The 24,218-nt window shown below is 71.9% G+C and carries 23 protein-coding genes; 8 read left to right on the plus strand and 15 right to left on the minus strand.

Going from position 1 to position 24,218, the window contains the following annotated elements; translation table 11 throughout:
* Positions 1 to 37: 37 nt before the first annotated feature.
* Positions 38 to 754, minus strand: coding sequence for a VOC family protein (locus tag ACOKM3_RS19605; RefSeq protein WP_426902142.1), 717 nt, complete (start codon positions 752 to 754; stop codon positions 38 to 40).
* Between the two features lie 163 nt (positions 755 to 917).
* Between ACOKM3_RS19605 and ACOKM3_RS19610 the strand changes: the two genes are divergently transcribed.
* Positions 918 to 1,565, plus strand: coding sequence for a TetR family transcriptional regulator (locus tag ACOKM3_RS19610; protein WP_426902144.1), 648 nt, complete (start codon positions 918 to 920; stop codon positions 1,563 to 1,565).
* A gap of 79 nt (positions 1,566 to 1,644) precedes the next feature.
* Here the strand turns inward: ACOKM3_RS19610 and ACOKM3_RS19615 are convergent, their stop codons facing one another.
* Positions 1,645 to 2,121, minus strand: coding sequence for a nitroreductase family deazaflavin-dependent oxidoreductase (locus tag ACOKM3_RS19615; RefSeq protein ID WP_426902146.1), 477 nt, complete (start codon positions 2,119 to 2,121; stop codon positions 1,645 to 1,647).
* Positions 2,121 to 3,320, minus strand: a complete 1,200-nt coding sequence (locus ACOKM3_RS19620) for an acyl-CoA dehydrogenase family protein (protein WP_426902148.1) — start codon at positions 3,318 to 3,320, stop codon at positions 2,121 to 2,123. Before ACOKM3_RS19620 ends, ACOKM3_RS19615 begins: the two co-directional genes overlap by 1 nt.
* A gap of 118 nt (positions 3,321 to 3,438) precedes the next feature.
* On the opposite strand from ACOKM3_RS19620, the gene ACOKM3_RS19625 reads away from it, so the two are divergent.
* On the plus strand, positions 3,439 to 4,608 hold the full coding sequence (locus ACOKM3_RS19625; protein ID WP_426902150.1) for a thiolase C-terminal domain-containing protein: 1,170 nt from the start codon (positions 3,439 to 3,441) through the stop codon (positions 4,606 to 4,608).
* 135 nt (positions 4,609 to 4,743) lie between these two features.
* Positions 4,744 to 5,415, plus strand: coding sequence for a pyridoxine/pyridoxamine 5'-phosphate oxidase (locus ACOKM3_RS19630; protein ID WP_426902151.1), 672 nt, complete (start codon positions 4,744 to 4,746; stop codon positions 5,413 to 5,415).
* Positions 5,416 to 5,729: 314 nt separating this feature from the next.
* Here the strand turns inward: ACOKM3_RS19630 and ACOKM3_RS19635 are convergent, their stop codons facing one another.
* The 3 genes from ACOKM3_RS19635 to ACOKM3_RS19645 form a co-directional block, all read right to left on the minus strand.
* The gene (locus tag ACOKM3_RS19635) at positions 5,730 to 6,620 is read right to left on the minus strand and encodes a GNAT family N-acetyltransferase (protein WP_426902153.1); all 891 of its coding nucleotides are present in this window, start codon (positions 6,618 to 6,620) and stop codon (positions 5,730 to 5,732) included.
* A 248-nt stretch (positions 6,621 to 6,868) separates the two neighbouring features.
* A complete protein-coding gene (locus tag ACOKM3_RS19640) occupies positions 6,869 to 7,306 on the minus strand; it encodes a Zn-ribbon domain-containing OB-fold protein (RefSeq protein WP_426902155.1) in 438 nt (145 codons plus the stop codon).
* Positions 7,303 to 7,755, minus strand: coding sequence for a DoxX family membrane protein (locus ACOKM3_RS19645; protein ID WP_266718772.1), 453 nt, complete (start codon positions 7,753 to 7,755; stop codon positions 7,303 to 7,305). Before ACOKM3_RS19645 ends, ACOKM3_RS19640 begins: the two co-directional genes overlap by 4 nt.
* A gap of 198 nt (positions 7,756 to 7,953) precedes the next feature.
* Here ACOKM3_RS19645 and ACOKM3_RS19650 point away from each other — a divergent pair, with 198 nt between their 5' ends.
* The 3 genes from ACOKM3_RS19650 (at position 7,954) to ACOKM3_RS19660 (ending at position 12,386) form a co-directional block, all read left to right on the plus strand.
* Positions 7,954 to 9,126: a flavin-containing monooxygenase gene (locus ACOKM3_RS19650; RefSeq protein ID WP_426902157.1), complete on the plus strand. Its 1,173-nt coding sequence runs from the start codon at positions 7,954 to 7,956 to the stop codon at positions 9,124 to 9,126.
* A gap of 172 nt (positions 9,127 to 9,298) precedes the next feature.
* Complete coding sequence (locus ACOKM3_RS19655; protein ID WP_426902159.1) at positions 9,299 to 11,521, plus strand: acetate--CoA ligase family protein; 2,223 nt, start codon at positions 9,299 to 9,301, stop codon at positions 11,519 to 11,521.
* A gap of 28 nt (positions 11,522 to 11,549) precedes the next feature.
* Positions 11,550 to 12,386 (plus strand): enoyl-CoA hydratase/isomerase family protein, encoded by an 837-nt coding sequence (locus ACOKM3_RS19660; RefSeq protein WP_426902161.1) that lies wholly within the window; start codon positions 11,550 to 11,552, stop codon positions 12,384 to 12,386.
* Positions 12,387 to 12,485: 99 nt separating this feature from the next.
* On the opposite strand, the gene ACOKM3_RS19665 is transcribed toward ACOKM3_RS19660, so the two are convergent.
* Positions 12,486 to 13,526, minus strand: coding sequence for a GlxA family transcriptional regulator (locus tag ACOKM3_RS19665; protein WP_426906839.1), 1,041 nt, complete (start codon positions 13,524 to 13,526; stop codon positions 12,486 to 12,488).
* Positions 13,527 to 13,554: 28 nt separating this feature from the next.
* Here ACOKM3_RS19665 and ACOKM3_RS19670 point away from each other — a divergent pair, with 28 nt between their 5' ends.
* Positions 13,555 to 14,934 carry an MFS transporter gene (locus ACOKM3_RS19670; RefSeq protein ID WP_426906840.1) on the plus strand — a complete coding sequence of 460 codons (1,380 nt, stop codon included), beginning with the start codon at positions 13,555 to 13,557 and terminating at the stop codon, positions 14,932 to 14,934.
* On the opposite strand, the gene ACOKM3_RS19675 is transcribed toward ACOKM3_RS19670, so the two are convergent.
* From ACOKM3_RS19675 to ACOKM3_RS19690, 4 genes are all read right to left on the minus strand, one after another.
* Complete coding sequence (locus ACOKM3_RS19675; RefSeq protein WP_426902163.1) at positions 14,923 to 15,537, minus strand: flavin reductase family protein; 615 nt, start codon at positions 15,535 to 15,537, stop codon at positions 14,923 to 14,925. The two genes, ACOKM3_RS19670 and ACOKM3_RS19675, sit on opposite strands and share 12 nt — an antisense overlap.
* Positions 15,538 to 15,633: 96 nt before the next feature.
* Positions 15,634 to 16,683, minus strand: a complete 1,050-nt coding sequence (locus ACOKM3_RS19680; RefSeq protein WP_426902165.1) for a Zn-dependent alcohol dehydrogenase — start codon at positions 16,681 to 16,683, stop codon at positions 15,634 to 15,636.
* Complete coding sequence (locus tag ACOKM3_RS19685) at positions 16,680 to 17,876, minus strand: acyl-CoA dehydrogenase family protein (RefSeq protein WP_426902167.1); 1,197 nt, start codon at positions 17,874 to 17,876, stop codon at positions 16,680 to 16,682. Before ACOKM3_RS19685 ends, ACOKM3_RS19680 begins: the two co-directional genes overlap by 4 nt.
* Before the next feature lie 15 nt (positions 17,877 to 17,891).
* The gene (locus ACOKM3_RS19690) at positions 17,892 to 18,806 is read right to left on the minus strand and encodes an SDR family oxidoreductase (RefSeq protein WP_426902169.1); all 915 of its coding nucleotides are present in this window, start codon (positions 18,804 to 18,806) and stop codon (positions 17,892 to 17,894) included.
* 114 nt (positions 18,807 to 18,920) lie between these two features.
* On the opposite strand from ACOKM3_RS19690, the gene ACOKM3_RS19695 reads away from it, so the two are divergent.
* Positions 18,921 to 19,847 carry a cyclase family protein gene (locus tag ACOKM3_RS19695; protein ID WP_426902171.1) on the plus strand — a complete coding sequence of 309 codons (927 nt, stop codon included), beginning with the start codon at positions 18,921 to 18,923 and terminating at the stop codon, positions 19,845 to 19,847.
* Between the two features lie 66 nt (positions 19,848 to 19,913).
* On the opposite strand, the gene ACOKM3_RS19700 is transcribed toward ACOKM3_RS19695, so the two are convergent.
* From ACOKM3_RS19700 to ACOKM3_RS19715, 4 genes are all read right to left on the minus strand, one after another.
* Positions 19,914 to 20,369: an ATP-binding protein gene (locus ACOKM3_RS19700; protein WP_426902173.1), complete on the minus strand. Its 456-nt coding sequence runs from the start codon at positions 20,367 to 20,369 to the stop codon at positions 19,914 to 19,916.
* Positions 20,370 to 20,855: 486 nt separating this feature from the next.
* A complete protein-coding gene (locus ACOKM3_RS19705) occupies positions 20,856 to 21,719 on the minus strand; it encodes an acyl-CoA dehydrogenase family protein (RefSeq protein ID WP_426902175.1) in 864 nt (287 codons plus the stop codon).
* Between the two features lie 2 nt (positions 21,720 to 21,721).
* The gene (locus ACOKM3_RS19710) at positions 21,722 to 22,870 is read right to left on the minus strand and encodes an acyl-CoA dehydrogenase family protein (protein ID WP_426902177.1); all 1,149 of its coding nucleotides are present in this window, start codon (positions 22,868 to 22,870) and stop codon (positions 21,722 to 21,724) included.
* Between the two features lie 10 nt (positions 22,871 to 22,880).
* Positions 22,881 to 24,074 carry an amidohydrolase family protein gene (locus ACOKM3_RS19715; protein ID WP_426902179.1) on the minus strand — a complete coding sequence of 398 codons (1,194 nt, stop codon included), beginning with the start codon at positions 24,072 to 24,074 and terminating at the stop codon, positions 22,881 to 22,883.
* Positions 24,075 to 24,218 lie beyond the last annotated feature (144 nt).

Genomic DNA, 24,218 nt, shown 5'->3' on the forward strand with positions numbered 1-24,218 from the left:
GTCAAAACGGGGTGTCTCGGAGCATTCGGGACCCCTCTTACGCCTGCTCGCACACCGCGAACACCGCCCCTTGATCATCCTCGATCACGGCGGCCCTTCCGTACGCCGTGGGGTGCGGCCGCACCCGCACCCGCCCGCCGAGGCGGACCGCGGCCGCCGCCGTGGCGCCGGCGTCGGCGCAGCCGAAGTGGAGCAGGAACCGGCCGAGCCCCTCGGGGACGACCCTACGGCGGACCGCCGCCCCGAAGGTCCCCTCTCCGAATACGGCCCCGTAGAAGGAATCGCTCAGTTCGACATCCGGCGTGAGCAGCTCGACGCCGCAGAACGCTCCGACCCCGCCCACCCGCTCGAAACCCCGGTGGCTCCCCGCCTGCCGCAGCACGAACGCCGCCCCCTCGGGCCCCCGCGCGAGCGCCACGGTCGCCTCCGTTCCGCCGGACAGCGGCCCCGCCTCGATGTGCCCGCCCGCCGCGAGGACCCGTTCGGCGGCGGCGTAGGCGTCGCGCACGGCCAGGTGCACCCGCCATTGGACGCCCAGATTCGCCGGGGCGAGGGCGGCGACGGCGATGTCCTCGCTGTAGGCCGCCGTGTAGTAGTCGCGCTCGGCGCCCGCGCCCTCGTCGAAGGTCCAGCCGAAGAGATCGCCGTAGAACCGCTTGCCCGCCTCGACGTCCGCGAGCCGGGCGTCGGCCCAGCACGGGGCCCCTTCGGAAAATTCGGGGAGGGCGGGCCGGTCGCGGCGGGCGGGACGCATGGGCGTCACGCTAACCAGGCAGGACGGACCGCCGCGCTTGAAATTCGAACGTTTGGCCAATTCCGGTCGCTCACGGCGCGTCATTTGACCGGAGGTCATGACGGCCAACCCCATTTGCAGTCGGTCAGATCGCGCTCCGATCACCCCTCGGTAAGCTGACGGCATGACAGGACAAGTACGGACCGTCGACGGCCGTGTGGCCGGACGGCGTGGTCAGGCAACACGTCAGAAGCTGCTCGAATGCCTCGGCGAGATGCTCAGCTCCTCGCCTTATCGGGACGTCAAAGTCATCGATGTGGCACGAAAGGCGGGCACTTCGCCCGCGACCTTCTACCAGTACTTCCCGGACGTCGAGGGCGCCGTCCTGGAGATCGCCGATCAAGTGGCCACCGAGGGCGCCGGGTTGACCGGTCTGGTCGCGGACCGCTCCTGGGTCGGCAAGACCGGCTGGACCACGGCGCAGGAACTCGTGGACGGATTCCTGGAGTTCTGGCGCAAGAACGACGCGATCCTGCGCGTCGTCGACCTCGGCGCGGCCGAGGGCGACAAGCGCTTCTACAAGCTCCGCATGAAGATCCTGAACTCGGTGAACAACTCCCTCGCGGACGCCGTCAAGGACCTTCAGGACAAGGGCAAGGTCGACAAGGACGTGAGCCCGGCCGCGGTCGCCGGTTCGCTGGTCGCGATGCTCGCGGCGGTCGCCTCGCACCAGAAGGGCTTCCAGTCCTGGGGTGTGAAGCAGGCCGAACTCAAGCCGAACCTCGCTCTGTTGGTGCACCTGGGCGTGACCGGAAAGAAGCCCACCAAGTAACTCTTCCTGGTCCTGTCGTGCAGCGGCGGTTCGCGTGGTGCAACGTGAGCCGCCGCTGTTGCAGTTGCGCGGTCCCCGTTCAGCGGCGTTCGAGCCGGAACAGCCGGATCTCCCGGTCCACCCGCCGCTGATACGTGGCGTACGGCGGCCAGAACTTCAGCGCCGCCGCCCAGGCCTCCTCCCGCTCACCGCCTTCGAGGAGCCGGGCCGTCACCGGGACGTCCGCCCCGCGCCAGTTGATCCCGGCGTCCGGATGCGCGAGCAGATTCGCGGTCCAGGCGGGATGACCGGGCCGCCCGAAGTTCGACCCGATCAGCAGCCAGGTCCCCCGCTCCTCCTCGGGCATGCACGCGAGTGGAGTACGCCGCTCGATCCCGCTCTTCGCGCCGCGCACGCTGAGGATCACGCCCGGCAGCATCTGCGCGCTGAGCAGCACCTTTCCGCGTGTGAGCCGGTGCACCGTGCGGTCGAGAACGGGGATGACGTGCGGGGCGAGGCGGCCGAACGTCCGCGTCGACGACACCTTCTGCACCAGCTTGATGCCCGGCGGCGCCATCAGACCGCCACCTCAAGGCCTGGCCCCGGAGCGAACAGCTCGGCGGCCTGCGCGGCGCGGTCGCGCAGCAGGTGCACGGGCCCGAACAGCAGCTCGTCGCCTGCGGCCCGCTTCAGGTACAGATGCGCGTCGTGCTCCCAGGTGAACCCGATGCCGCCGTGCAGCTGTACGGCCTCCCCCGCCCCGGTCCGCAGCGCCTCGAGCGCCTGCGCGAGCGCGAGGCCGCCGACGCGGGCCTCGTCGGCGGTGCTCGCCGCCCATGCGGCGTAGTAGGCGGCGGAGCGCGCCGCCTGGATCTGTACGTACACATCGGCGAGCCGGTGCTTCACGGCCTGGAAGGAGCCGACGGGCCGGCCGAACTGTTCCCGCTCCTTGACGTACTCGACGGTCCGCTCCAGCGCCCGGTCCGCGGCGCCCACGGCCTCGGCGGCGAGCAGGGTGGCGGCGGTGTCCCCTACGGCGGCGAGCGCCCCGGTCACATCGCCGTCCTCCTCGCCGAGCAACTCGGCCTCGACGTCCCGGAGTTCGATGCGCGCCTGCGGCCGCGTCTCGTCCATGGCCGTCTGGCGTACGCGTACGAGCCCGGGGGCGTCCGCGCGTACAAGGAACAGGAGCGTGCGGGAGCGGGCGAAGCCTCCGGTGTGCGCGGCGACGAGCAGCAGCCCGGCGCTGTGGCCGTCGAGCACCTGCTCGGCCTGCCCGTAGAGCCGCCATCCGCTCTCCTGCCGGGCGGCCTGCACGCCGCCGGCCCGGCCGCCGCCCGCCCAGTCCCCCGCGTTGTCGGCAACGAGCCCGAGGGCGGTGGCGAGGCCCGTGCCCGGCACGGCGAGCGTGGCGGTCAGGGCGCCTTCGGCGATCTTCGGCAGCAGCGCCGAGCGCTGGGCCTCGGTGCCGAGGGCGGAGACGAGCGGGGCCGCGAGCCCGCTGCCGGCGAGCAGTGGCGTGGGGGCGAGGACGCGCCCCAACTCCTCTGCCGCGAGCGCGAGTTCCACCATGGTTCCGCCCACGCCCCCGCACTCCTCCGGCAGCGCGAGCCCCGGCAGTCCGAGCTCCGCGCTGAGGGTGCCCCACAGGGCGAGGTCATGGCCGACGGGCGTACGGGTGGCGGCCTTGACGTCGTCCGGGGTGCAGCGCTTGGTGGCGAGTTCGCGCAGGGTACGGCGGATCTCTTGCTGTTCCTCGGTGAACCTGGCGTCCATGTGGGCCCCTTTCTGACGGGGCGTCATGTTAGGACGCCGATCGCCGGATGCCCAGAGCCGTGCGCACTCCTCCACGACCCACTGCTCGACATCCAGTATCTGATGTACCGTCAGATTCATGACTGAGACCGGAAGCAAGGTCGCCATCACGGGCATCGCCCTCTCCGACTGCGGCCGCGTCGACGAAGCCACTCCCTACGCCCTGCACGCCCAGGCCGCCCGCCGGGCGCTCGCCGACGCGGGGCTCACACCCGACGTCGTCGACGGCTTCGCGAGCGCGGGCCTCGGCACCCTCGCGCCGGTCGAGGTCGCCGAGTACCTGGGACTCAAACCCCGCTGGGTCGACTCCACTTCGGTCGGCGGCTCCACCTGGGAGGTCATGGCGGCGCACGCGGCCGACGCGATCCGGGCGGGCCACGCGCGCGCCGTCCTCCTCGTCTACGGCTCCACGGCCCGCGCCGACATCAAGGCGAAGCGCCGCACCTCGAACCTGTCGTTCGGCGCGCGCGGCCCGCTCCAGTTCGAGGTCCCGTACGGGCACTCGCTCATCGCCAAGTACGCGATGGCGGCCCGCCGCCACATGCACGAGTACGGCACGACGCTCGAACAGCTCGCCCAGGTCGCGGTCCAGGCCCGCGCGAACGCGTCCCGCAACCCGGACGCCATGTTCCGCGACCCGATCACGGTCGACGAGGTGCTCGACGGGCCGATGATCGCCGACCCGTTCACGAAGCTGCACTGCTGCATACGCTCGGACGGCGGCGCGGCGGTGCTGCTCGTGGCCGAGGACCTGGTGCGCGACTGCGCGAAACCTCCGGTGTGGGTGCTGGGCACCGGCGAGCACGTCTCGCACACCACGATGTCCGAGTGGGACGACTTCACGGTCTCCCCGGCGGCGGTCAGCGGCCGCCTCGCCTTCGAGCGGGCCGGGGTGCGGCCCGACGAGATCGACATCGCGGAGATCTACGACGCCTTCACGTACATGACGCTCGTGACCCTGGAGGACCTGGGCTTCTGCGCCAAGGGGGAGGGCGGCGCCTTCGTCGAGAAGGGCCGCCTCCTGCACGACGGCGAGTTGCCGACCAACACGGACGGCGGCGGCCTCTCCGCCCAGCACCCCGGCATGCGCGGCCTCTTCCTCCTGGTGGAGGCGGCGCGACAGCTGCGCGGCGAGGCGGGCGGCCATCAGGTGCGACGGCCCGACGGTTCGCTGCCGCAGCTGGCCGTGGCGTCGGGGACGGGCGGGTGGTTCTGCTCGGCGGGGACGGTGGTGCTGGGGCGGGAGTGAGGGGCGGGGCGATGGTGCGGCGGTGACGGGGCCGGCCCGAGAGGGCGGGGACCGTGGCGCCGGGGGCAGGATCGAGCGGGCGGGGACCGTGGCGCCGGGGGCGGGGCCGAAGGGGCGGGGAGTGAGAATCGGGGGATGGAACCGGAATCCGCACCCGATCTCGACGACCTGCTGCGCTCCCTGCGCGTATGGGACACCGAGCTGCCCGCCTTCGACCCGCGGGACGCGCCCGCCGCGCCCCTCCCCCTGTTCACGGAGTGGTTCGCCGCGGCCGTGGCGGCGGGCCAGCCCGAGCCGCACACCCCCTCGCTCGCGACGACGGACGCCGAGGGCCGCGCCGATGTCCGTACGGTGATGCTGCACGGCGCGGACGAGGCGCACGGCTGGCACTTCGCCTCGCACGCGGGCAGCGCGAAGGGCCGCCAGCTCGCCGCGCACCCGTACGCGGCGCTCGGCTTCTACTGGCCGGCGCAGGGCCGCCAGATCCGGGTCCGCGGCCCCGTCCGCACGGCGCCGCCCGAGGTCGCCCACACCGATCTGCACGCCCGCTCGACCGGCGCACTCGCCTCTGCCCTCGTCGGCCACCAGAGCGAACTCCTCGGCTCGTACGAAGAGTTGGAGCGTGCCTCGGACGCGGCGTGGGAACGCGCGCAGCGCGAACCCGACGCCGCCGCCCCGTCCTGGACGGTCTACGAGCTGGCCCCGGACGAGGTGGAGTTCTTCCAGGGCGACGCCCGCCGCCGCCACGTACGCCTCAGGTACCGGCGCACGCCGGAGGGCTGGGCCAAGGAGCTGCTGTGGCCGTGAGGGGCCGGGCCGCCCGAGGCCGCCAGGGCGTGGGCCGCGCGCCTCGGCTCTCCGGCCTCGCCCCGCGGCTCCTCTCGGCCGGGCACGTCGGCTCGCCCGGGCACCTCGGCTCGCCCGGCCGTGTCCCTCAGCCTGTCGGCCGGGCCCCGCGACTCCTCAGCCGTGCCTCTCAGCCCGACGGCCGGGCACCTCGACTCCCGGCCGTGCCCCTCAGCTCCTCTCGGCCGGGCACGTCGGCTCGCCGGGCACCTCGGCTCGCCCGGCCGTGTCCCTCAGCTCGTCAGCCGGGCCCCGCGCCTCCCCGGCCGTGTCCCTCAGCCCGTGAACTCCCACACCGCGAACTCCCGGACCGGCCGGTAGCCGAGGCGTTGGTAGAGGGCGTTGCTCGTCGGGTTGGAGAGGTCCGTGAAGAGCAGTACCTCTTCGGCGCCCTCGGCCCGCGCGGCCCGGCTGACCTCGGCGGTGACGGCGGCCGCGTACCCCCGACCGCGCAGTGCGGGCGGCGTGTAGACGGGGGCGACCCGGACGGTGCCCACCGACCCGCGGGTGACGCCCGCCATCGAGACGGTGTCGCCGTCGGCGTCCTCCCACAGCGTGATGCCGCCGTAGGCGATGCGCTCGTCGGCCCAGGCCTCGGCCTGCTCCCGCGTCACGGCGGCGCCCGCGTGCGCCTCCGTCTCGAATGCCAGATACCAGTCCGCGAGGAGGCCTCGGTCGGCCTCGCCCGCGATCCGCGCCCCGCCCTCGGGCAGGCTCTTCGGCGGCGTGAGCTCGCCGAGCCGGAACAGCCGCTGCCGCATCACGCGCTCGGCCCGCGCGCCGGGATGCCGTTCGAGCCAGGCCTCGGCGAGGGCGGCGGTCGACTCCAGCGCGCCGTTCGCACCGTCGACCGGGAGTTCGGCGAGGGCGTCGACCAGGGCGCCCGCCGCTTCCTCGCGGCCCGCGTCCTCGCCGGGCAGCGCCACGTAGAGGAAGTGCGGCGGCGTCCAGAAGAAGTAGCCGTCCGCCTTGCCGCCGGGCCCCGTCCACACCCCGAAGCGCGCGCCGTCACGCGCCCAGCCGGACGCCCGCATGCGCGCGGTGACGCTGAGCGCCACCGTGTGCAGGGCCGGGTCGGAGGCCAGCAACTCCCCGGCCCGCTCGTCGAATTCGTCGAGGGCCGACGTCAGCAGCCACTCACCCGTGCGCGTCCGTGAGGTCGTCATCGGGCCATGATGGCCGCGCCCGCAGCCGCACAGCCACCGGATTACGGCGCGGGCCAAGGCACGGCCGCGCGGTCACGCCGCCCGCCACGACAGCCCCGTGCGGTCACGGCGCGCGCCGGAACACCGGCACCGCGAAGCCGTCCCCGCCCTGCACGGCCGCCCGGTCACGGTGCACACCACGACAGACCCGCCCGGCTACGGCGCGCGCCACCACAGGGGCCCGCCCAGCTACGGCACCGCCCGCCCCGCTACACCGCCGGCCTGAACACCGGCACCGCGAAGCCGTCCCCGCCCTCCCGGAAGTCGACCGTCAGCTCCATCCCCACCCGCAGGTCGGCCTCCGCGCACCCCACGATCTCCGTCATCATCCGCGGCCCCTCCGCGAGGTCGACGACCGCGGCGGTGTACGGGGTGCGGCCCCCGAAGGGCGGCAGATCGTTGCGGTGCACGACGGACCACGTGTAGAGCGTGGCCCGGCCGCTCGCGTCCGCCCAACGCCCGTCCTCGCTCCAGCAGAACGGGCAGAACTCGCGCGGATAGTGATGGTCACGCCCACAGCTCACGCAGTGCCTGAGCAGCAGCCGCCCCCCGGCGGCCGCGTCCCAGTAGGGCCGCGTGAAGGCATCGGGCTCGGGAACATCGAAACGTACGTCGGCGCCGGCGGCACCGGCGGTGTCAGCACTCACGAGAACAGTCCGATCGCGTGGTCGAGGGACCAGGCCTGCCAGGACATGGCGAACAGCGCGACGAGCGAGATCAGGCCCATCATCGCGTTCTGCCCCTGCTCGGCCCAGTCGTGGATCATGAGCGTGAAGTACAGGAGGTTGAGCAGCAGTCCGCCGACCAGCGCGATCGGCGTCAGGAACCCGAGGATCAGGCCGACCCCCAGGGCGAGTTCGGCATACACCACGACGTACGCCATCGTCTTCGGCCGCGGTTTCACGACGACCTCGAAGCCGCTGCGCACCGCGTTCCACTTGTGCTTGCCGGCCACATCGGCGGCCCAGGCGATCCCCGTCCCGCGCTCGAACCAGCCCTTCTTGTCCTTGTGCCGCCAGCTCTCCAGCCACCACAGGCCGAGCCCGATGCGCAGCACGGCGAGCCATTCGGCGCCGCTGAGCCCTATCGCGTCCATGAAGTCCGGCCCCTCCTCCATTTTCTGACGGTACGTCAGTTACTCGGGTAGGCCAGTTCAACGCATCCGGCACCGCCTCCGCAAGGGCCCCGCACGGGGCAACGGCCGCGCGGCCCCGATCGCGGCCCGTGATCAATTCGCAACCGGTTTCCGTCTTGACCGGTCCCGCTCAAACCGGCGCCGCAATACGCTCCGTACATGGCCGACTCCCCACACGCACCGGCACGCAGCCATGAACGCCCGCCCGTGTACGTCATCGGGGGCGGCCCCGGCGGACTCGCCGCGGCCGTCGGGCTCGAGGCGCACGGCGTCCGGGCCGTCGTCCTCGAGAAGTCCGACCGCGTCGGCACCTCCTGGCGCGGCCATTACGACCGCCTCCACCTGCACACCACGCGCCGCCTCTCGGGCCTCCCGGGGCTCCCGATGCCGCGCCGCTTCGGCCGCTGGGTCGCCCGCGACGACGTCGTGCGCTATCTGGAGAAGTACGTCGAACACCACGACCTGGAGGTCGTCACCGGCGTCGAGGTCACCCGCATCGAGCGGACCGCCGACGATTCGGGCTGGCTGCTGCGGGCCACCGGCGGCCGCGAGCTGACCTCGGCCGCCGTGGTCGTCGCCACCGGCTACAACCACACCCCGCACCTGCCCGACTGGCCCGGCGCCGCCACGTACACCGGGAAGCTGCTGCACGCGGGCGAGTACCGCAACCCGGCCCCCTTCACCGGCCAGGACGTCCTCGTCGTCGGCGCGGGCAACACCGGTGCCGAGATCGCCGTCGACCTGATCGAGGGCGGCGCCGCGCGCGTCCGCATCGCCGTGCGCACCGCGCCGCACATCGTGCGCCGCTCCACGCTCGGCTGGGCCGCCCAGCGCACCGGCATCCTCTGCCGGCGCCTCCCGGTCGGCCTGGTCGACCGGCTCGCCGTGCCGCTCGGCAAGCTGAGCGTCCCCGACCTGTCGGCGCAGGGCCTGCACCGTCCCGACACCGGCCTCTACTCGCGGGCGCGCCAGGGGGCCATCCCGGTGCAGGACGTCGGCTTCATCGACGCCGTACGGTCCGGGAAGGTCGAGCCCGTCGCCGCCGTCACCTCCTTCGACGCGGACGCGGTGGTCCTCTCCGACGGCACCCGTGTCACCCCGGACACGGTGATCGCGGCCACCGGCTACCAGCAGGGCCTCCAGGACCTGGTGGGCCACCTGGACGTCCTGGACCCCGCCACCGGAAGACCACGCATCCCCTCGCGGCACACCCCCTCACCTCCCGGCCTCCACTTCACCGGCTACACGAACCCGATCTCCGGCATGCTCCGCGAACTGGCCCTGGACGCCGGCCGCATCGGCAAGGCAGTGGCCGCCCAACTCCCCTCCTGAGCCCGCCGCGCGGAACATTCGCCCCATCTCTTTGCTGCAGCCCTGTTCCTGACACAGCGTCAGTTCAGTAATCTGACTATGCGTCAGTTATTGAGTTCCAATGACCCCTCGGGGGACTTCGAGGCACTGCACACGCAAGAGATGTCGCTGACACACAGGAGCGGGCGGACCGATGCTTGGATCGACGTATGGCACCCTGACCACCGACTCCCGCCGGGCCCGCGTGATCGCCTGCGGTGAGCAGCCCGGACCCGCCGTGCACGGGCGGGCCGGTACCGAAGAGCTGGACGTCAGCGGCCTCCCGCTGCACTCCGACGTACCGGACCTGGACCGGTTCTTCCGGCCCGAGTCCGTCGCCGTCGTCGGCGCGTCCGATGCCGAGGGGCGGCCCAACACCGGCATCACCCGACAGCTGATGGGCTGGGCGGAGCGGGTCGGCGCGCGCCTGTATCCGGTGCACCCCACCCGCGAGACCGTCTTCGGCCTCCCCTGCTCCCCCTCCGTCGCGGAGCTGCCCGAGCAGGTCGACCTCGCCGTGCTGCTCGTCGCCGATCCGCTGCCCGTCATCGAGCAGCTCGCCGAGTCGAAGGTGAAGTTCGCGGTCGCCTTCGCCTCCGGCTTCGCCGAGACCGGTGGCGAGGGCGCCGCGGCGCAGGAGCGGCTCTCCGCGGCCGTGGAGCGCTCCGGCATCCGACTCCTCGGCCCGAACACCAACCTCAACGCCTTCGAGCGCTTCCGCGACGACCTCGAAGGCCCGGCCATCGCGCTCATCACCCAGTCCGGCCACCAGGGCCGCCCCGTCTTCTCCCTCCAGGAGCTCGGCATCCGGCTCTCCCACTGGGCCCCGACCGGCAACGAGGCCGACCTGGAGACTGCCGACTTCATCTCGTACTTCTCGCAGCGCCCCGAGGTCGGCGCCATCGCCTGCTACGTGGAGGGCCTCAAGGACGGCCGCTCCTTTCTCCTCGCCGCCGACCGGGCCGCGCGCGAAGGGGTGCCGGTCGTCGCCGTGAAGGTCGGGCGGACCGAGACCGGCGCCCGCACCGCTGCCTCCCACACCGGGAAGCTGACCGGCGCCGACACCGTCGTGGACGCCGCGATGCGGCAGTTCGGCGTCATCCGCGTCGACGGGCTCGACGAGCTCCAGGACACCTCCGCCCTCCTCGCCCGCGCCAAGAAGCCGCAGGCCGACGGCGTCGTCGTCTACTCGATCTCCGGCGGCACCGGCGCCCACTTCTCCGACCTGGCGACGGAAGCCGGCCTCCAACTGCCCACGCTCCCGCAGGAGAAGCAGGACGAACTGCACCAGTGGATACCGGAGTACCTGAGCGTCGCGAACCCGGTCGACAACGGGGGCCACCCGGTCGGCGACTGGCGCGGCCGCAAGATCCTCGACGCGATCCTGGCCGACCCGTCCGTAGGCGTCCTCATCTGCCCGATCACCGGCCCCTTCCCGCCCATGAGCGACAAGCTGGCGCAGGACCTGGTGGACGCGGCCGAGCAGACGGACAAGCTGGTGTGCGTGGTGTGGGGCTCGCCCGTCGGCACGGAGGACGCCTACCGCACGACACTCCTCGGCTCCTCCCGCGTCGCCACCTTCCGCACCTTCGCCAACTGCATCGGCGCGGTCCGCGCCTACCTCGACCACCACCGCTTCACCGCCTCGTACGTCTCCCCCTTCGACGAGGCGCCGCGCACGCCCTCGCCGTCCTTCCGCAAGGCGCAGGCCCTGATGCGCCCGGGCCACCAGCTGAGCGAGCACGCGGCCAAGCAACTGCTGCGGGCGTACGGGATCCGGGTGCCGCGCGAGCAGCTGGTGACGAGCGCCGCGGCGGCGGTGCGGGCCGCCTCCCTCGTCGGCTACCCGGTCGTCATGAAGGCATCGGCGCCCCAGCTCGCCCACAAGTCCGAACTCGGCCTGGTCAAGGTCGGATTGACGTCCGCGAGCCAGGTACGGGACGCGTACCGCGAACTCACCGACATCGCCCGCTACGAAGGCATCGAGCTCGACGGCGTCCTCGTCTGCCAGATGGTCGAGCGGGGCGTCGAGATGGTCGTCGGCGTCACCCGCGACGACCTGTTCGGCCCCACCGTGACCGTCGGCCTCGGCGGCGTACTCGTAGAAGTACTGCGGGACACCGCCGTCGCCGTGCCCCCCTTCGGCGAGAGCCAGGCGCGGGCCGTGCTCGACCAGCTCCGCGGGCGGGCCCTGCTCGACGGGGTCAGGGGCGCGCCGCCCGTCGACATCGACGCACTGGTCGAGGTGATCCTGCGCGTGCAGCGGATGGCGCTCGAACTCGGCGACGAACTCGCCGAACTGGACATCAACCCGCTGATGGTGCTCCCGCGCGGCCAGGGCGCCGTCGCCCTCGACGCCCTCGCCGTGTGCCGCTGACCCCTCACCCACGTAACGGAGCTCCCCCATGACCCAGCCCTCCCCCGCGGAACCCGCCCAACCCGAAAAGTCCCTGGACTCATTGGTACTGCACGCCACTGACAACGGCGTCTCGTGGATCACCCTCAACCGCCCCGAGGCGATGAACGCCGTCACCTGGGACCAGCGGGAACGCGTCATCGCGCTGCTCGCCGAGGCCTCCGCGGACCCGGACGTACGGGCCGTCGTGATCACCGCGACGGGCAAGGGCTTCTGCGCCGGGGCCGATCTGCGGGGCGGGGGCCCGGACGCCGGGGAGCGGGTCACGGGCGACGTCGCCCGCATGATCCGCCTCGGCGCGCAGCGCCTGATCACCGCGGTCCAGGACTGCGAGAAGCCGGTGATCGCGGCGGTGAACGGCACGGCGGCAGGCATCGGCGCGCACCTCGCACTCGCCTGCGACCTGGTCCTGGCGGCCGAGTCGGCGCGCTTCATCGAGGTGTTCGTCCGCCGGGGGCTCGTCCCGGACGGGGGCGGCGCCTACCTCCTGCCCCGCCTGATCGGCCCGCAGCGCGCCAAGGAGCTGATGTTCTTCGGCGACGCGCTGCCCGCCGCCGACGCGGAGCGGCTCGGGCTGGTCAACCGGGTCGTATCGGACGGCGAGTTGGCGAAGGTGGCGCGGGAGTGGGCGGAACGCCTCGCGGCGGGCCCCACGCGTGCGCTCGCCATGACCAAGGCGCTGGTCAACGCCTCCCTCGACTCGGACCGCTCCACGGCCCTCGCGGCGGAGGCCACGGCCCAGGAACTCAACATGGGCACGCACGACGCGAACGAGGGTGTCGCGAGCTTCGTGGAGCGGCGCCGGCCGGAGTTCAGGGGCCGCTGAGGCGGTTGAGCGTGTGACTGTGGCGGGAAATGACGACTCGGCTGTCATTTCCCGCCACGGTTCGTGCGGGCCCGCCCCTTGGCGCGGTGCCCCCACCGCTCACCCCGGCACCCCCGCCCGGAACGTCCGCCGGTAGGCCGTCGGTGTCACCCCCACCGACGCGTGGAAGTGCTGGCGCAGGGACTGGGCCGTGCCGAAGCCGGAGCGGCGGGCCACCTCGTCGATGGAGAGGCCGGAGGTCTCCAGGAGGTGGCGGGCCCGTTCCACCCGCTGGCCGGTGAGCCACTGGCCGGGGCTCACCCCCACCTCCTCCCGGAAGCGGCGGGTGAAGGTGCGTACGGACAGGGATTCGCGATCGGCCAGATCGCGGAGCTGGATGGGGTCGCCCAAGTGCTCGAGCGCCCACGCGCGGGCGCGCGCGGTGGATGCCAACTGGGGCTCGGGGAGCGGGCGTTCGATGTACTGGGCCTGGCCGCCGTCCCGGTGCGGCGGTACGACGGTGCGGCGGGCCACGTCGTTGGCGACGGCGGCGCCGTGGTCGCGCCGTACGAGGTGCAGGCACAGGTCGATGCCCGCGGCGACGCCCGCCGACGAGAGCACGTCACCGTCGTCGATGAACAGCACGTTGGGGTCGACCTTGATGTGCGGGAAGAGGCTCTGAAAGTGGTCGGCGTCCGCCCAGTGCGTGGTGGCGGGCCGGCCGTCGAGCAGGCCCGCCGCGGCAAGGACATAGCTGCCGGTGCAGATCGAGACCATCCGGGTCCCGGGGCGGATCCACGCGAGCGCCGCCTCCAACTCCGGCGTGAGACGGCCCTCTTCGTAGACGGGCCCCATCTCGTACGAGGCCGGGACGATGACCGTGTCCGCGGTGGCGAGGGCGTCCGGGCCGTGCTCCACGTGGATCGCGTAGTCGGCGTCGGTCCGCACCCTCCCCGGCTCGCGGACCGCGCAGGTCACCACTTCATACAGGCGCGCTCCCGTGGCGTCACGGGCGCGGCCGAAGATGCGCTGGGGAATGCCGAACTCGAAGGGGATGAGGCCGTCGAGCGCGAGCACCGCGATGCGGTGCGGGGTATGCCGTCGGGTGCGTCCGGTGCCTCGGGTAGGTCCCGTACCTCGGATACGTCCGGTGCCTCGCATGGGTCCCATGGCCCGATCCTAGCGAATGCTGGCATTCGGGCCACTCGTTCCGGGTGCGGGGATCGCCGAAGCTTTTCGGGTGACCGAGACGCAGACACCACCCAAGGCTCAGGACGGCGCCCGACCGAGACGCCGCCGGCCCCACCGTGCCTGGGCCGTTGCCGCCGTGACCTTCGTGACCATCGTCGGCGCCGCCGCCTTCGCCTCCCTGCCCGGGCTGCTCATCGAGCCGCTGCACGATCCCGGCACGGGGTTCGGCTGGTCGCGCGGCACGATCGGCTTCGCCGTGTCCGTGAACCTCGCGCTGTACGGGGTCACGGCCCCGTTCGCCGCCGCGCTCATGGACCGGTACGGGATACGGAAGGTGGTGGCGGTCGCGCTGACCGTCATCTCCGTCGGGTCGCTGCTCACCGTGTGGATGACGGCCGCGTGGCAACTCGTCATGTACTGGGGCGTGTTGGTCGGGCTCGGGAGCGGGTCGATGGCGCTCGCCTTCGCGGCCACCGTCACCAACCGCTGGTTCGTCGCGCGGCGCGGGCTCGTCACCGGCGTGCTGACCGCGGCCGGGGCCTCCGGGCAGCTGGTCTTCCTGCCGCTGCTGTCCTGGATCGTCGACCGGCACGGCTGGCGGCCCGCCGCAGTGACCGTGGCGCTGTCGGCGCTCGCCGTGGTCCCGCTGGTGTGGCTGCTGCTGCGGGATCATCCGGCGGACGCGGGCGTAAAGCCTTATGGCGCCGAGGAGTTCGTGCCGAAGCCCGCGCCCGTACGAGGCGCCGGGAAGCGGGCCGTGACCGTCCTCGTGAAGGCCGCCCGCACCGGGCCCTTCTGGCTGCTCGCCGGTACCTTCGCGATCTGCGGCGCCTCGACGAACGGCCTGGTCAAGACGCACTTCGTGCCCGCCGCCCACGACCACCACATGCCCATCACCACGGCCGCCTCACTGCTCGCGGTCATCGGTGTCTTCGACGTCGTCGGGACGGTCGCGTCGGGCTGGTTCACCGACCGGATCGAGGCGCGCCGGCTGCTCGCCGTGTACTACGCGCTGCGCGGCATCTCGCTGTTGTTCCTGCCGATGCTGCTCGCGCCGGACGTTCGGCCGCCGATGCTGTTCTTCATCGTCTTCTACGGTCTGGACTGGGTCGCCACGGTGCCGCCGACGATCGCGTTGTGCCGCGAGCACTACGGCGAGGACAGCGCGATCGTGTTCGGCTGGGTGCTCGCCTCGCACCAGGTGGGGGCCGCGGTCGTGGCCTTCCTGGGTGGTGTGGCGCGGGACGTCTTCGGCTCGTACGACGTGGTCTGGTACGCCTCGGGCGCGCTGTGCGCGGCGGCGGCGCTGATGTCACTGATCATCCGCCGGGGCCGGGCCGACACCGCTCCCGTCCCGCCGGTCGCGTCAGTCGCGTAGCGCCGCGAAGGCCCCCCGGTGGAAGACCAGGGGTTCCGCGCCGCCGCCCTGCGAGCCCAGCGCCGCCACCCGGCCCACCACGATCAGGTGGTCCCCGCCCGTGTGCACCGCGTGGATGGCGCAGTCGATCCACGCTGCCGCGCCGTCCAGCCGCGGCGCGCCGGACACCGGCGCCTCGTCGTAGGCGACACCGGCGAACTTGTCCGCCCCGCTGACCGCGAACCCCCGGCACAACTCGCCCTGGTCCGCCCCCAGTACGTTCACGCAGAACGACCCCGCCCGGGCGATCCGCGGCCACGTCGTCGAGGTCCGCGCCACCATGAACGCGACCAGCGGCGGGTCGAGGGACAGGGACGCGAAGGACTGGCAGGCGAACCCGGCGGGGCCCGCGTCCGGTTCGGCCGCCGTCACCACCGTCACGCCGCTGGCGAACTCGCCCATGACGCGCCGGAATTCGGCCGGATCGACTGGTGCGCGCTCGTCGTCCCCGACGGCCCGGAGATGCGGGCGCGGCAGCGCCTCCACCGGTGACTCCGCAGTGGGAGCGCCGACCGACCTGAGGTAGCGGACGACGGTGGCCGCCATCCCTGCGTGTCCCATCATGCTGCGTTTCCCCTCATGGAATCCATTGAAGTTGACGGGGCGTCAGATTGGAAGGGGTGCGGCACTGCCACGGGCGACCGACACCCCCTCCTGGACTCAGAAGGTCAGCACCCCGCGCGCCACCCTCCCCGCCTCCGCGTCCTCGACGGCCTTCCCGAAGTCCTCCACCGGGTACGTCCGTGTCACCAGCTCGTCGAGCAGCAGCCGGCCCTCCGCGTACAGGTCCGCGTACAGCTTGATGTCGCGCTGCGGGCGGGAGGAGCCGTAGCGGCAGCCGAGGATGGACTTGTCGAGGAACAGTTCGGCGGGCACGAAGCTCGCCTCCGCCTTCGCCGCCGGCATGCCGAGGATCACGGCCTGGCCGTGCCGGTCGAGGAGGTCGACCGCCGCCCGGATCAGTTCGACCCGGCCCACGCACTCGAAGACGTGGTCGGCGCCGTCCGGCAGCAGTTCCCGCACCGCCCCCACGTCGGTGAGGAAGTCGGTCGCGCCGAACTGCCGCGCCACCTCCTCCTTGTCGGGATTCGTGTCGACCGCGACGATCCGCAGCGCGCCCGCGACACGGGCCCCCTGAAGGACGTTGAGCCCCACCCCGCCCGTGCCGATGACGACGACCGAGTCGCCGCGGTCGACCTTCGCCCGGTTCAGCACGGCTCCGACACCCGTCAGCACCCCGCAGCCGATCAGCGCCGCCGACGTCAGCGGGATCTCCTTCGGGATCTTCACCGCCTGCACGGCCTTCACCACGGTCCGCTCGGCGAACGCCGAGTTCGAGGCGAATTGAAAGAGATCCTTCCCGCCTCGCGCGAACGGTTTCTGCGGCATGCCGATCGCCTTGCGGCACATCGTCGGCCGGCCCCGGTCGCACTCCGCGCAGGCCCCGCAGTTGGCGAGCGTGGACAGCGCCACATGGTCACCGGGCGCCACATGGGTCACGCCCGCTCCCACCGCCTCCACCACGCCCGCGCCCTCGTGCCCGAGGACCACCGGGCGCGGGAACGGGATCGTGCCGTCGATCACCGACAGGTCGCTGTGGCACAGTCCCGCCGCCGCGACACCGACGAGCACCTCGCCCGGGCCCGGGTCCCGTATCTCCAAGTCGTCTACGACGACGGCCTGTTGGCCGTCGAACACAACACCCCTCACGTGGCCTCCCTGGGCAGGCCGAGCACGCGCTCGGCGATGATGGTGCGCTGGATCTCGTCCGAGCCGCCGTAGATCGTGTCGGCGCGGGTGAAGAGGAACAGCCGCTGCTGTTCGTCGAGTTCGTAGGGTGCTTCGGGTGTCCAGTCCGTGGGGCCGACGGAGGCCGCCGCGCCCCGCACCCGCAGGGCCAGCTCCCCGAGCCGCTGGTGCCAGCCTCCCCACAGCAGCTTGGCGACGCTCGGCGCGCCGGCGTCGGGTGCGCCGCCGAGGGTGCGCAGCGCGTTCCACCGCATGGTCCGCAGCTCGGCCCACAGGCGTACGAGCTGGGCGTGGACGAGCGGGTCACGGTCCGCCCCGGACTCGACGGCGGCCACCACGACCGCCCGCAGTTCCTCGGCGAAACCGATCTGCTGGGCCAGCGTCGACACGCCGCGCTCGAAGGCGAGCAGGCCCATGGCGACCTTCCACCCGTCGCCCTCGCCGCCGACGACCTCCTCGGCGACGGCGCCGTCGAAGAACACCTCGTTGAACTCGCTCGTCCCGGTGAGCTGCCGGATCGGCCGTACGTCGATGTGCTCCGGCTGGTCCATGGGGACCAGGAGGAAGGAGATGCCCTTGTGGCGGCGCGCGTCCGGGTCGGTGCGGGCCAGCACGAAGCACCAGTCGGCCTCGTGCGCGAGCGACGTCCACACCTTCTGACCGGTCACCCGCCAGCGACCGTCGCTCCCCCGGCTCGCGGATGTGCGCAGTGACGCCAGGTCGGAGCCCGCTCCTGGTTCGCTGTAGCCCTGGCACCACAGTTCCTCGCCGCGGGCGATGCCGGGCAGGAAGCGGCGCTGCTGCTCCTCGGTGCCGTACGCGAGCAGGGTGGGGGCCAGGAGGTTCTCGCCGATGTGGCCGTAGCGGCCCGGCGCCCGTACGCGCGCGTACTCCTCCGCCCAGACGACCTGCTGGGTCAGCGTGGCGACGCGGTTGCCGAAGCCCTCCCGGCCCCAGCCGATGCCGATCCAGCCGCCCGTGCCCAACTCCTGTTCCCAGGCGCGCCGTTCGGCGCCGCCCTCGTGCTCACTGCCCGGGCCGCCGCGCCCCACGGCGGCCGTGAACCGTTCGTCCAGATGTTTCTCGAGCCACTCCCGGACCTCGCCTCTGAAGGCTGTGTCCTCGTTGGACGCCTTGTCGAACCCGAACTCCACGCCCCGCCACCCCCGTTACTGGTTGGGTCGTTCCTTGGCGGCCGCCGCCCGGGCCATCTCCTGGAGCTGTTCAAGGAGCGGCATGGGGTCGGTGCCGACGGTCCCCGGCAGGAAGTCCGCGATCTTCTCCGGCGTCCAGGACCCGCCCTCCGCGTACCCGGCGCGCAGCTCGCGCGGCTGCGCCCACACGGCGATCTTCGGCCCGGCCACCGTGTAGACCTGCCCGGTGATCTTCTCCTCGCGGGCCCGCTCGCTGAGCAGGTAGACGACGAAGGCCGCGACGTCCTCCGGCTCCCCGATCTCCTTCAGCGTCATCGGCACGTTCGCCGACATCCGGGTACGGGCCACGGGCGCGACGGCGTTCGCGGTCACCCCGTATTTGTTGAGCCCGAGGGCCGCGCTGCGTACGAGCGAGATGATGCCGCCCTTGGCGGAGCTGTAGTTGGCCTGCGCCACGGAGCCCTGGTGGTTTCCGCTGGTGAAGCCGATGAGCGTGCCGGTCTTCTGCTTGCGCATGACGGCGGACGCGGCGCGGAAGACGGTGAAGGTGCCCTTGAGGTGCGTCTGGACCACCGGGTCCCACTCCTCCTCGGCCATGTTGAACAGCATCCGCTCGCGCAGGATCCCGGCGACGCACACCACTCCGTCGATCCGCCCGTACTCGTTCACGGCCGTGTCCACGATGCGCTGGCCACCGGCCATGGTCGACACGTCGTCGGCCACGGCGACCGCGGTGCCGCCCGCAGCCTCGATCTCCTTGACGACGCCCTGCGCGACCTCCGACGTGGGCTCGCCGCCTTCTATGGACACCCCGTAGTCGTTGACGACTACCTTCGCGCCCTCGGCGGCGCACGCGAGCGCCACCGCCCTGCCGATGCCTCGCCCCGCTCCCGTGACGGCGACGACCTTGCCTGCCAAGAAGTTCCCCATGCCCGACCCTTCCCGCGGTTTCTGACGACCCGTTAGATTTTCACTCCGATCGGATTCTACGACCCGTCAGATACGGGAACACAAGACCTGGAACACAACCCTCGGGAGGACCCGATGCCCCTGCCCGCCGAGTTCCACGACATCGCCAAACGCGTGAACAACTGGGGGCGTTGGGGGGAGGCCGACGAGATCGGCACCCTGAATCTCGTCACCGACGACTGTGTGCGCGAGGCCGCCACCGAGGTCCGCACGGGCCGCCGCGTCCCCCTCGCGCTGCCTCTCAAGGAGGACGGCGTGCAGTCGGGTCTGATCCCCGGCCGGATCAACCCGTTCCACACGATGGTGCAGATCAACCAGGAGATCTTCGGCCCGGAGACCGTCGCCACCAGCGACGACGCGGTGACGATGGGCCTTCAGGCGGCCACCCACTGGGACGCCCTCACGCACGTCTCGCACTCGGGCAAGCTCTACAACGGCCGTCCCGCCGACACCATCACGGCGCACCACGGCGCCGAGTTCAGCGGCATCGACAAGGCGCCGTACATCGTCTCGCGCGGCGTGCTGCTCGACGTGGCGGCGGCGAAGGGCCTCGACCGGCTGCCCGGGGACCACGCGGTCACACCGGAAGACCTGGACGAGGCGGCCGAGTTCGGACGAGTGACGGTCAGGGCCGGCGACATCGTGCTCGTACGGACCGGGCAGATCCAGGTGTACCTGGCCGGGGACAAGCACGGCTACGGCTATCCGTCGCCGGGCCTCTCGGTGCGTACGCCCGAGTGGTTCCACGCGCGGGACGTGGCGGCCGTCGCCAACGACACGCTGACCTTCGAGATCTTCCCGCCGGAGATCGAGAACCTGTGGCTGCCCGTGCACGCGCTCGACCTGGTCGAGATGGGGATGCTCCAGGGCCAGAACTGGAATCTCGAATCCTTGTCCACAGCCTGTGGAGAAGTTCGACGTTATTCGTTCCTGCTGTCGGCGATGCCGGAACCCTTCAAGGGTGGAACGGGGACGCCGGTGGCTCCCGTGGCGGTGTTCTGACGGTCCCGCCGGACACGGAAAGCGGCGCGGGCACCCCCCACGGGGCCCGCGCCGCTTCGTGCGCGCTCACACCGCTTCGAACGCCACACCCTGGAACGCGCCGGTCGTCGCGACCGCGCACTGGTCGATCTCGCACCAGATCGCCTTGCCCGTCCCCTCGGGGCGCCAGCCCCAGCGATCCGCGAGCCCGTCGACGAGTTCGAGCCCCCGCCCGTTCGTCTCCTCGCCGTCCGCGTGCCGGGGCGTCGGCGGCCGCTCGCAGGTGTCGGCGACCTCCACGCGGACCGTGCCGAGGCACGCCGCCGGGACACCGCTGGGCAGCGCCATGCGCAGCACGGCCGGATGCCCCGTGTGCACCACGGCGTTGGTGACCAGCTCGGAGACGATCAGAATCAGCGTCTCCGCCAAGGACTCATCGGCCTCTATGCCCGAACCGGCGAGACGCGAACGCGCCCACCTGCGGGCCCGCCCCACCTCTGCGGGGTCGGCCCCGACCTCCAGTTGAACCTGAAGCACCTGCACCGCTCACACCATCCGAATCCGGCGGGACCGCTGGAGTACTGCCTCGCGCCACGTACCGTGCTGTCCAGTGAGAGGGATCACGGAACGTGAACCCCTTGGAGCACAGCATGGTTGACGTACAGTCACCCCAACAAGCGCTTCGGGCATATTCCAGCGCGAAGGAGTACGCGTACGGCATACTGTGCGACGCGTCTCGCCGGGGGTCGAACAGACGGGTGCGAAACCCCGCCCTGCGCTGCGAGCGGCGCACATCCAGGGGCCCGGAGTTGCCTCGGAGACAACACCGGCGCCGTCGCTCGGGTTCAGCACCACTCGCATCTGCCACAAGGTACCGGAGCGGAACGCCGACTCCGTGCCGTGACGAGCCCCGCACAGGACACAACCCGATAACCACGCACGGTCACTGTGCGTGCACCCTTGCTCAGGCCCTCCGCTCAGACAGCCGCGCGTCCGCTTTCCGGACGCGCGGCTGTCTTCGTACGCAGGTCAGAGCGCGGCCGCGAGCGTCTCCTCCGCGTCCCTCGCGCTGCCGCCCAACTCGGCCCGCACCCACGCCCGCTTCAGATGCAGATGCACGTCGGCCTCCCAGGTGAAGCCCATGCCGCCGTGCACCTGGAGGCAGTCCCGGGCGCCCTGCACGGCGGCCTCGTCGGCGAGCAGTTCGGCCGCCGCGACCTCGACCGGATCGGCGGTGACCGCCGCCGCGTACACGGCGGCGCGGGCCACCTCGACCCGTACGAGCATCTCGGCGCACAGGTGTTTCACCGCCTGGAACGAGCCGATCGGTGATCCGAACTGCTCACGTTCCCGGGCGTGTTGGACCGCCATGTCGAGCGTCCGGCCGGCCGAGCCGAGCTGTTCAGCGGCGTAGAGGAGGGTCGCTTCGAGCGGTACGGGGGCGGGCCCGGGGAGCGCGTGCAGGGGGGTGAGCGGGTCCGCCGAGGCGATCGGGCGGGCCGTGGAGGCGTCGCCGCGCACCACGTCCGCGTCGTCCCGCCACGGCAGCAGGGACCCGTACGGCGCGGTCACCACCGTCTCGCCGGTCGCCGCGCCCGGCACCTCGCCCGCCGCGAGGAAGGTCGCCACCAGCGGGCCCGGCACAAGAGCTCGCCCCACCTCCTCGAACACCACCACCGCGTCCGGCAGGCCGAGCCCCACCCCGCCCTCCGACTCGGGCAGGCACAGCGAGAAAAGACCGGCCTCGCCGAGCTCGCGCCACAGCCCCCGGTCGACGGCCGGAGTGTCGGCGTCCACCGCGGCCCGCAGCGCGTCGCGCCCGAACCGCCCGGCGAGGAGTTCCCGCGTGCCGTCGCGCAACGCCCGCTGTTCCTCGGTCAGTTGGAAGTGCACGCCTACCGTCCCCCCTTTGAAGACCTGGGCAGCCCGAGGATCCGCTCGGCGACGATGTTCCGCTGGATCTGCGAGGTGCCGGCGGCGATCGTGTACGACAGCGAGGAGAGCCGGTCGAGCGTCCACTCCTGGTCGGTGTCGAGGGCGCCCGCGCCGCCGAGGACCTTGGCCGCGGCCTCGTACAGCCGCTGCCTGGCGTGCGAGTAGCGCAGCTTGAAGACCGAGCCGCCGACGCCGGGCACGCCGCCGGTCGCCTGTGCCTCGCTCACGTTCCACTGCGTGAGCCGCCACAGGGCACCGAACTCGGCCGACAACAGGGCGAGTTCGCGGCGGAGCACGGCGTCGTCCCAGCGGCCGGTCTTCTTCGCGTGGGCGGCGAGCTCGCCGAGCACCCGGCGGCAGGCGACGACCTCGCCGACGAACGCGGTGCCGCGCTCGAAGGACAGGGTCACCATGGTCACGCGCCAGCCGTCGTTCTCCTCGCCGACCCGGTTGCCGACCGGTACCCGCACGTCGTCGAGGAACATCTCGGCGAACTCGGTCGACCCGGCGAGCGTGCGCAGCGGCCGCACCGTGATGCCGGGCGCGTCCATCGGCATGGCGAGCCAGGAGATGCCTCGGTGCTTGGGGGCCGACGGATCGGTGCGGACGAGGAGTTCGCACCAGTCGGCGACCTCCGCGTGCGAGGTCCAGATCTTCGAGCCGCTGATCACGTACTCGTCGCCCTCGCGCCGGGCCTTCGTGCGTAGCGCCGCGAGGTCGGATCCGGCGTCCGGTTCGCTGAACCCCTGGCACCACACCTCGTCCCCGCGCAGGATCGGCTCGAGCCAGCGGTCCCGCTGGCCGGGGCTGCCCTCGGCGGCGATGGTCGGCCCCGCGTGCAGCAGCCCGACGAAATTCGCGCCTACGTAGGGTGCGCCCGCCTTTTCCGTCTCCTCCAGGAAGATGAGCCGCTTCGTAGGTGAGGCGTCCCAGTGCACCTCCCCGTACCCGGCGTCGTACAGGCGGCGCTGCCAGCCCATGTCGTACGCGCGTCTGCCCGGCCAGTCGTCGGGCGACGGCTTCGGGGGGAGCGTGGGCAGCACGCCGCCCAGCCACTCCCGGAGCCGCGCCCGGAACCCCTCTTCTTCGTCGGTGTACGTGAGGTCCATGGAGGGACCCCTACTTGTCGAGGTCGAGATCGAGCATGCGGATGGCGTTGCCGCGCATCAGCTTGTAGATCGTCTCGTCGTCGAGGCCCTTCACGTGGTCGAGGGCGACCTCCTTGGTGTTCGGGAAGGTCGAGTCGACGTGCGGGTAGTCCGTCTCGAACGTCGCGTTGTCCCGGCCGACGGTGTCGATGGACGCCACCCCGTGCTTGTCACGGAAGAAGCAGCAGAAGATCTGCCGGTAGTAGTACGTCGACGGGGGCTCGGGGATCAGGTCGCGGACGCCGCCCCACGCGCGGTGCTCCTCCCACACGTCGTCGGCGCGCTCCAGGGCGTACGGCACCCAGCCCATCTGCCCCTCGCTGTACGCGAGTTTGAGGCGGGGGAACTTCACGAGGACGCCGCTGAACAGGAAGTCCATCATCGAGGCCATCGCGTTGTTGAAGCTGAGCGAGGCCTGGACGGCGGGTGGTGCGTCGGGGGAGGCGGCGGGCATCTGGGAACTGCTGCCGATGTGCATGTTGACGACGGTCCCGGTCTCCTCGCACACCGCGAAGAACGGGTCCCAGTAGCCGGAGTGGATGGACGGAAGCCCCAGGTGGGTGGGTATCTCGGAGAACGTCACGGCCTTGACGCCGCGCGCGGCATTGCGCCGGATCTCCGCGACGGCGAGGTCCACGTCCCACAGCGGGATGATGCACAGCGGGATCAGCCGGCCGCCGCTGTCCCCGCACCACTCCTCGACCATCCAGTCGTTGTAGGCACGCACGCAGGCGAGCGCGACCTCCTTGTCGTGCGCCTCCGCGAACGTCTGTCCGCAGAAGCGGGGGAAGGTCGGGAAGCAGAGGCTGGCCTCGACGTGGTTGAGGTCCATGTCCGCCAGGCGCGCCTTGGGGTCCCAGCACCCGCGCCGCATCTCGGCCCGCGTGATCCCTTCCAGGGTCATGTCGTCGCGGTCGAAGCCGACGGCCGCGATATTGCGCTTGTACGGGAACTTGAGGTCCTCGTAGATCCACCAGTCCGTCGGCGGCCCCGCCGGATCCATCGTGATCTGGTACTTGCCCGCCACGTAGGCGAGTTCACCGATTCCCTCGGTCAGCGGCTTCGGCCCCTTGTCCCGGTACTTGGCAGGCAGCCAGGTCTCGAAGAGATGGGGCGGTTCGATCACATGGTCGTCGACGCTGACGATGCGCGGCAGTTCCGTCATGAGTGTTCAGCCCCTCGCCGTATCTGATGACCCGTCAGAAAGCAGGCTAGCCCCGCACCTCTGGACCGACAAGGAGCGCGGACTTACGCTCTCAGCCAGATCTGACAACCCGTCAGGTCGCGGCACCGGCCGTGAAGGGGTTCT

Origin of the sequence: Streptomyces nidicola (assembly GCF_050106155.1) — a bacterium.
GTDB lineage: Bacteria > Actinomycetota > Actinomycetes > Streptomycetales > Streptomycetaceae > Streptomyces.

What these genes read in the sequence shown, in the direction of transcription:
- ACOKM3_RS19620 (WP_426902148.1), bottom strand. Translation starts at nt 3,320, where the DNA reads ATGGACGCCAGGTTCACCGAGGAACAGCAAGAGATCCGCCGTACCCTG.
- ACOKM3_RS19625 (WP_426902150.1), top strand. Translation starts at nt 3,439, where the DNA reads ATGACTGAGACCGGAAGCAAGGTCGCCATCACGGGCATCGCCCTCTCC.
- ACOKM3_RS19635 (WP_426902153.1), bottom strand. Translation starts at nt 6,620, where the DNA reads ATGACGACCTCACGGACGCGCACGGGTGAGTGGCTGCTGACGTCGGCC.
- ACOKM3_RS19715 (WP_426902179.1), bottom strand. Translation starts at nt 24,074, where the DNA reads ATGACGGAACTGCCGCGCATCGTCAGCGTCGACGACCATGTGATCGAA.
- ACOKM3_RS19710 (WP_426902177.1), bottom strand. Translation starts at nt 22,870, where the DNA reads ATGGACCTCACGTACACCGACGAAGAAGAGGGGTTCCGGGCGCGGCTC.
- ACOKM3_RS19610 (WP_426902144.1), top strand. Translation starts at nt 918, where the DNA reads ATGACAGGACAAGTACGGACCGTCGACGGCCGTGTGGCCGGACGGCGT.
- ACOKM3_RS19690 (WP_426902169.1), bottom strand. Translation starts at nt 18,806, where the DNA reads ATGGGGAACTTCTTGGCAGGCAAGGTCGTCGCCGTCACGGGAGCGGGG.
- ACOKM3_RS19630 (WP_426902151.1), top strand. Translation starts at nt 4,744, where the DNA reads ATGGAACCGGAATCCGCACCCGATCTCGACGACCTGCTGCGCTCCCTG.
- ACOKM3_RS19695 (WP_426902171.1), top strand. Translation starts at nt 18,921, where the DNA reads ATGCCCCTGCCCGCCGAGTTCCACGACATCGCCAAACGCGTGAACAAC.
- ACOKM3_RS19675 (WP_426902163.1), bottom strand. Translation starts at nt 15,537, where the DNA reads ATGATGGGACACGCAGGGATGGCGGCCACCGTCGTCCGCTACCTCAGG.
- ACOKM3_RS19615 (WP_426902146.1), bottom strand. Translation starts at nt 2,121, where the DNA reads ATGGCGCCGCCGGGCATCAAGCTGGTGCAGAAGGTGTCGTCGACGCGG.
- ACOKM3_RS19655 (WP_426902159.1), top strand. Translation starts at nt 9,299, where the DNA reads ATGCTTGGATCGACGTATGGCACCCTGACCACCGACTCCCGCCGGGCC.
- ACOKM3_RS19665 (WP_426906839.1), bottom strand. Translation starts at nt 13,526, where the DNA reads ATGCGAGGCACCGGACGTATCCGAGGTACGGGACCTACCCGAGGCACC.
- ACOKM3_RS19660 (WP_426902161.1), top strand. Translation starts at nt 11,550, where the DNA reads ATGACCCAGCCCTCCCCCGCGGAACCCGCCCAACCCGAAAAGTCCCTG.
- ACOKM3_RS19650 (WP_426902157.1), top strand. Translation starts at nt 7,954, where the DNA reads ATGGCCGACTCCCCACACGCACCGGCACGCAGCCATGAACGCCCGCCC.
- ACOKM3_RS19605 (WP_426902142.1), bottom strand. Translation starts at nt 754, where the DNA reads ATGCGTCCCGCCCGCCGCGACCGGCCCGCCCTCCCCGAATTTTCCGAA.
- ACOKM3_RS19645 (WP_266718772.1), bottom strand. Translation starts at nt 7,755, where the DNA reads ATGGACGCGATAGGGCTCAGCGGCGCCGAATGGCTCGCCGTGCTGCGC.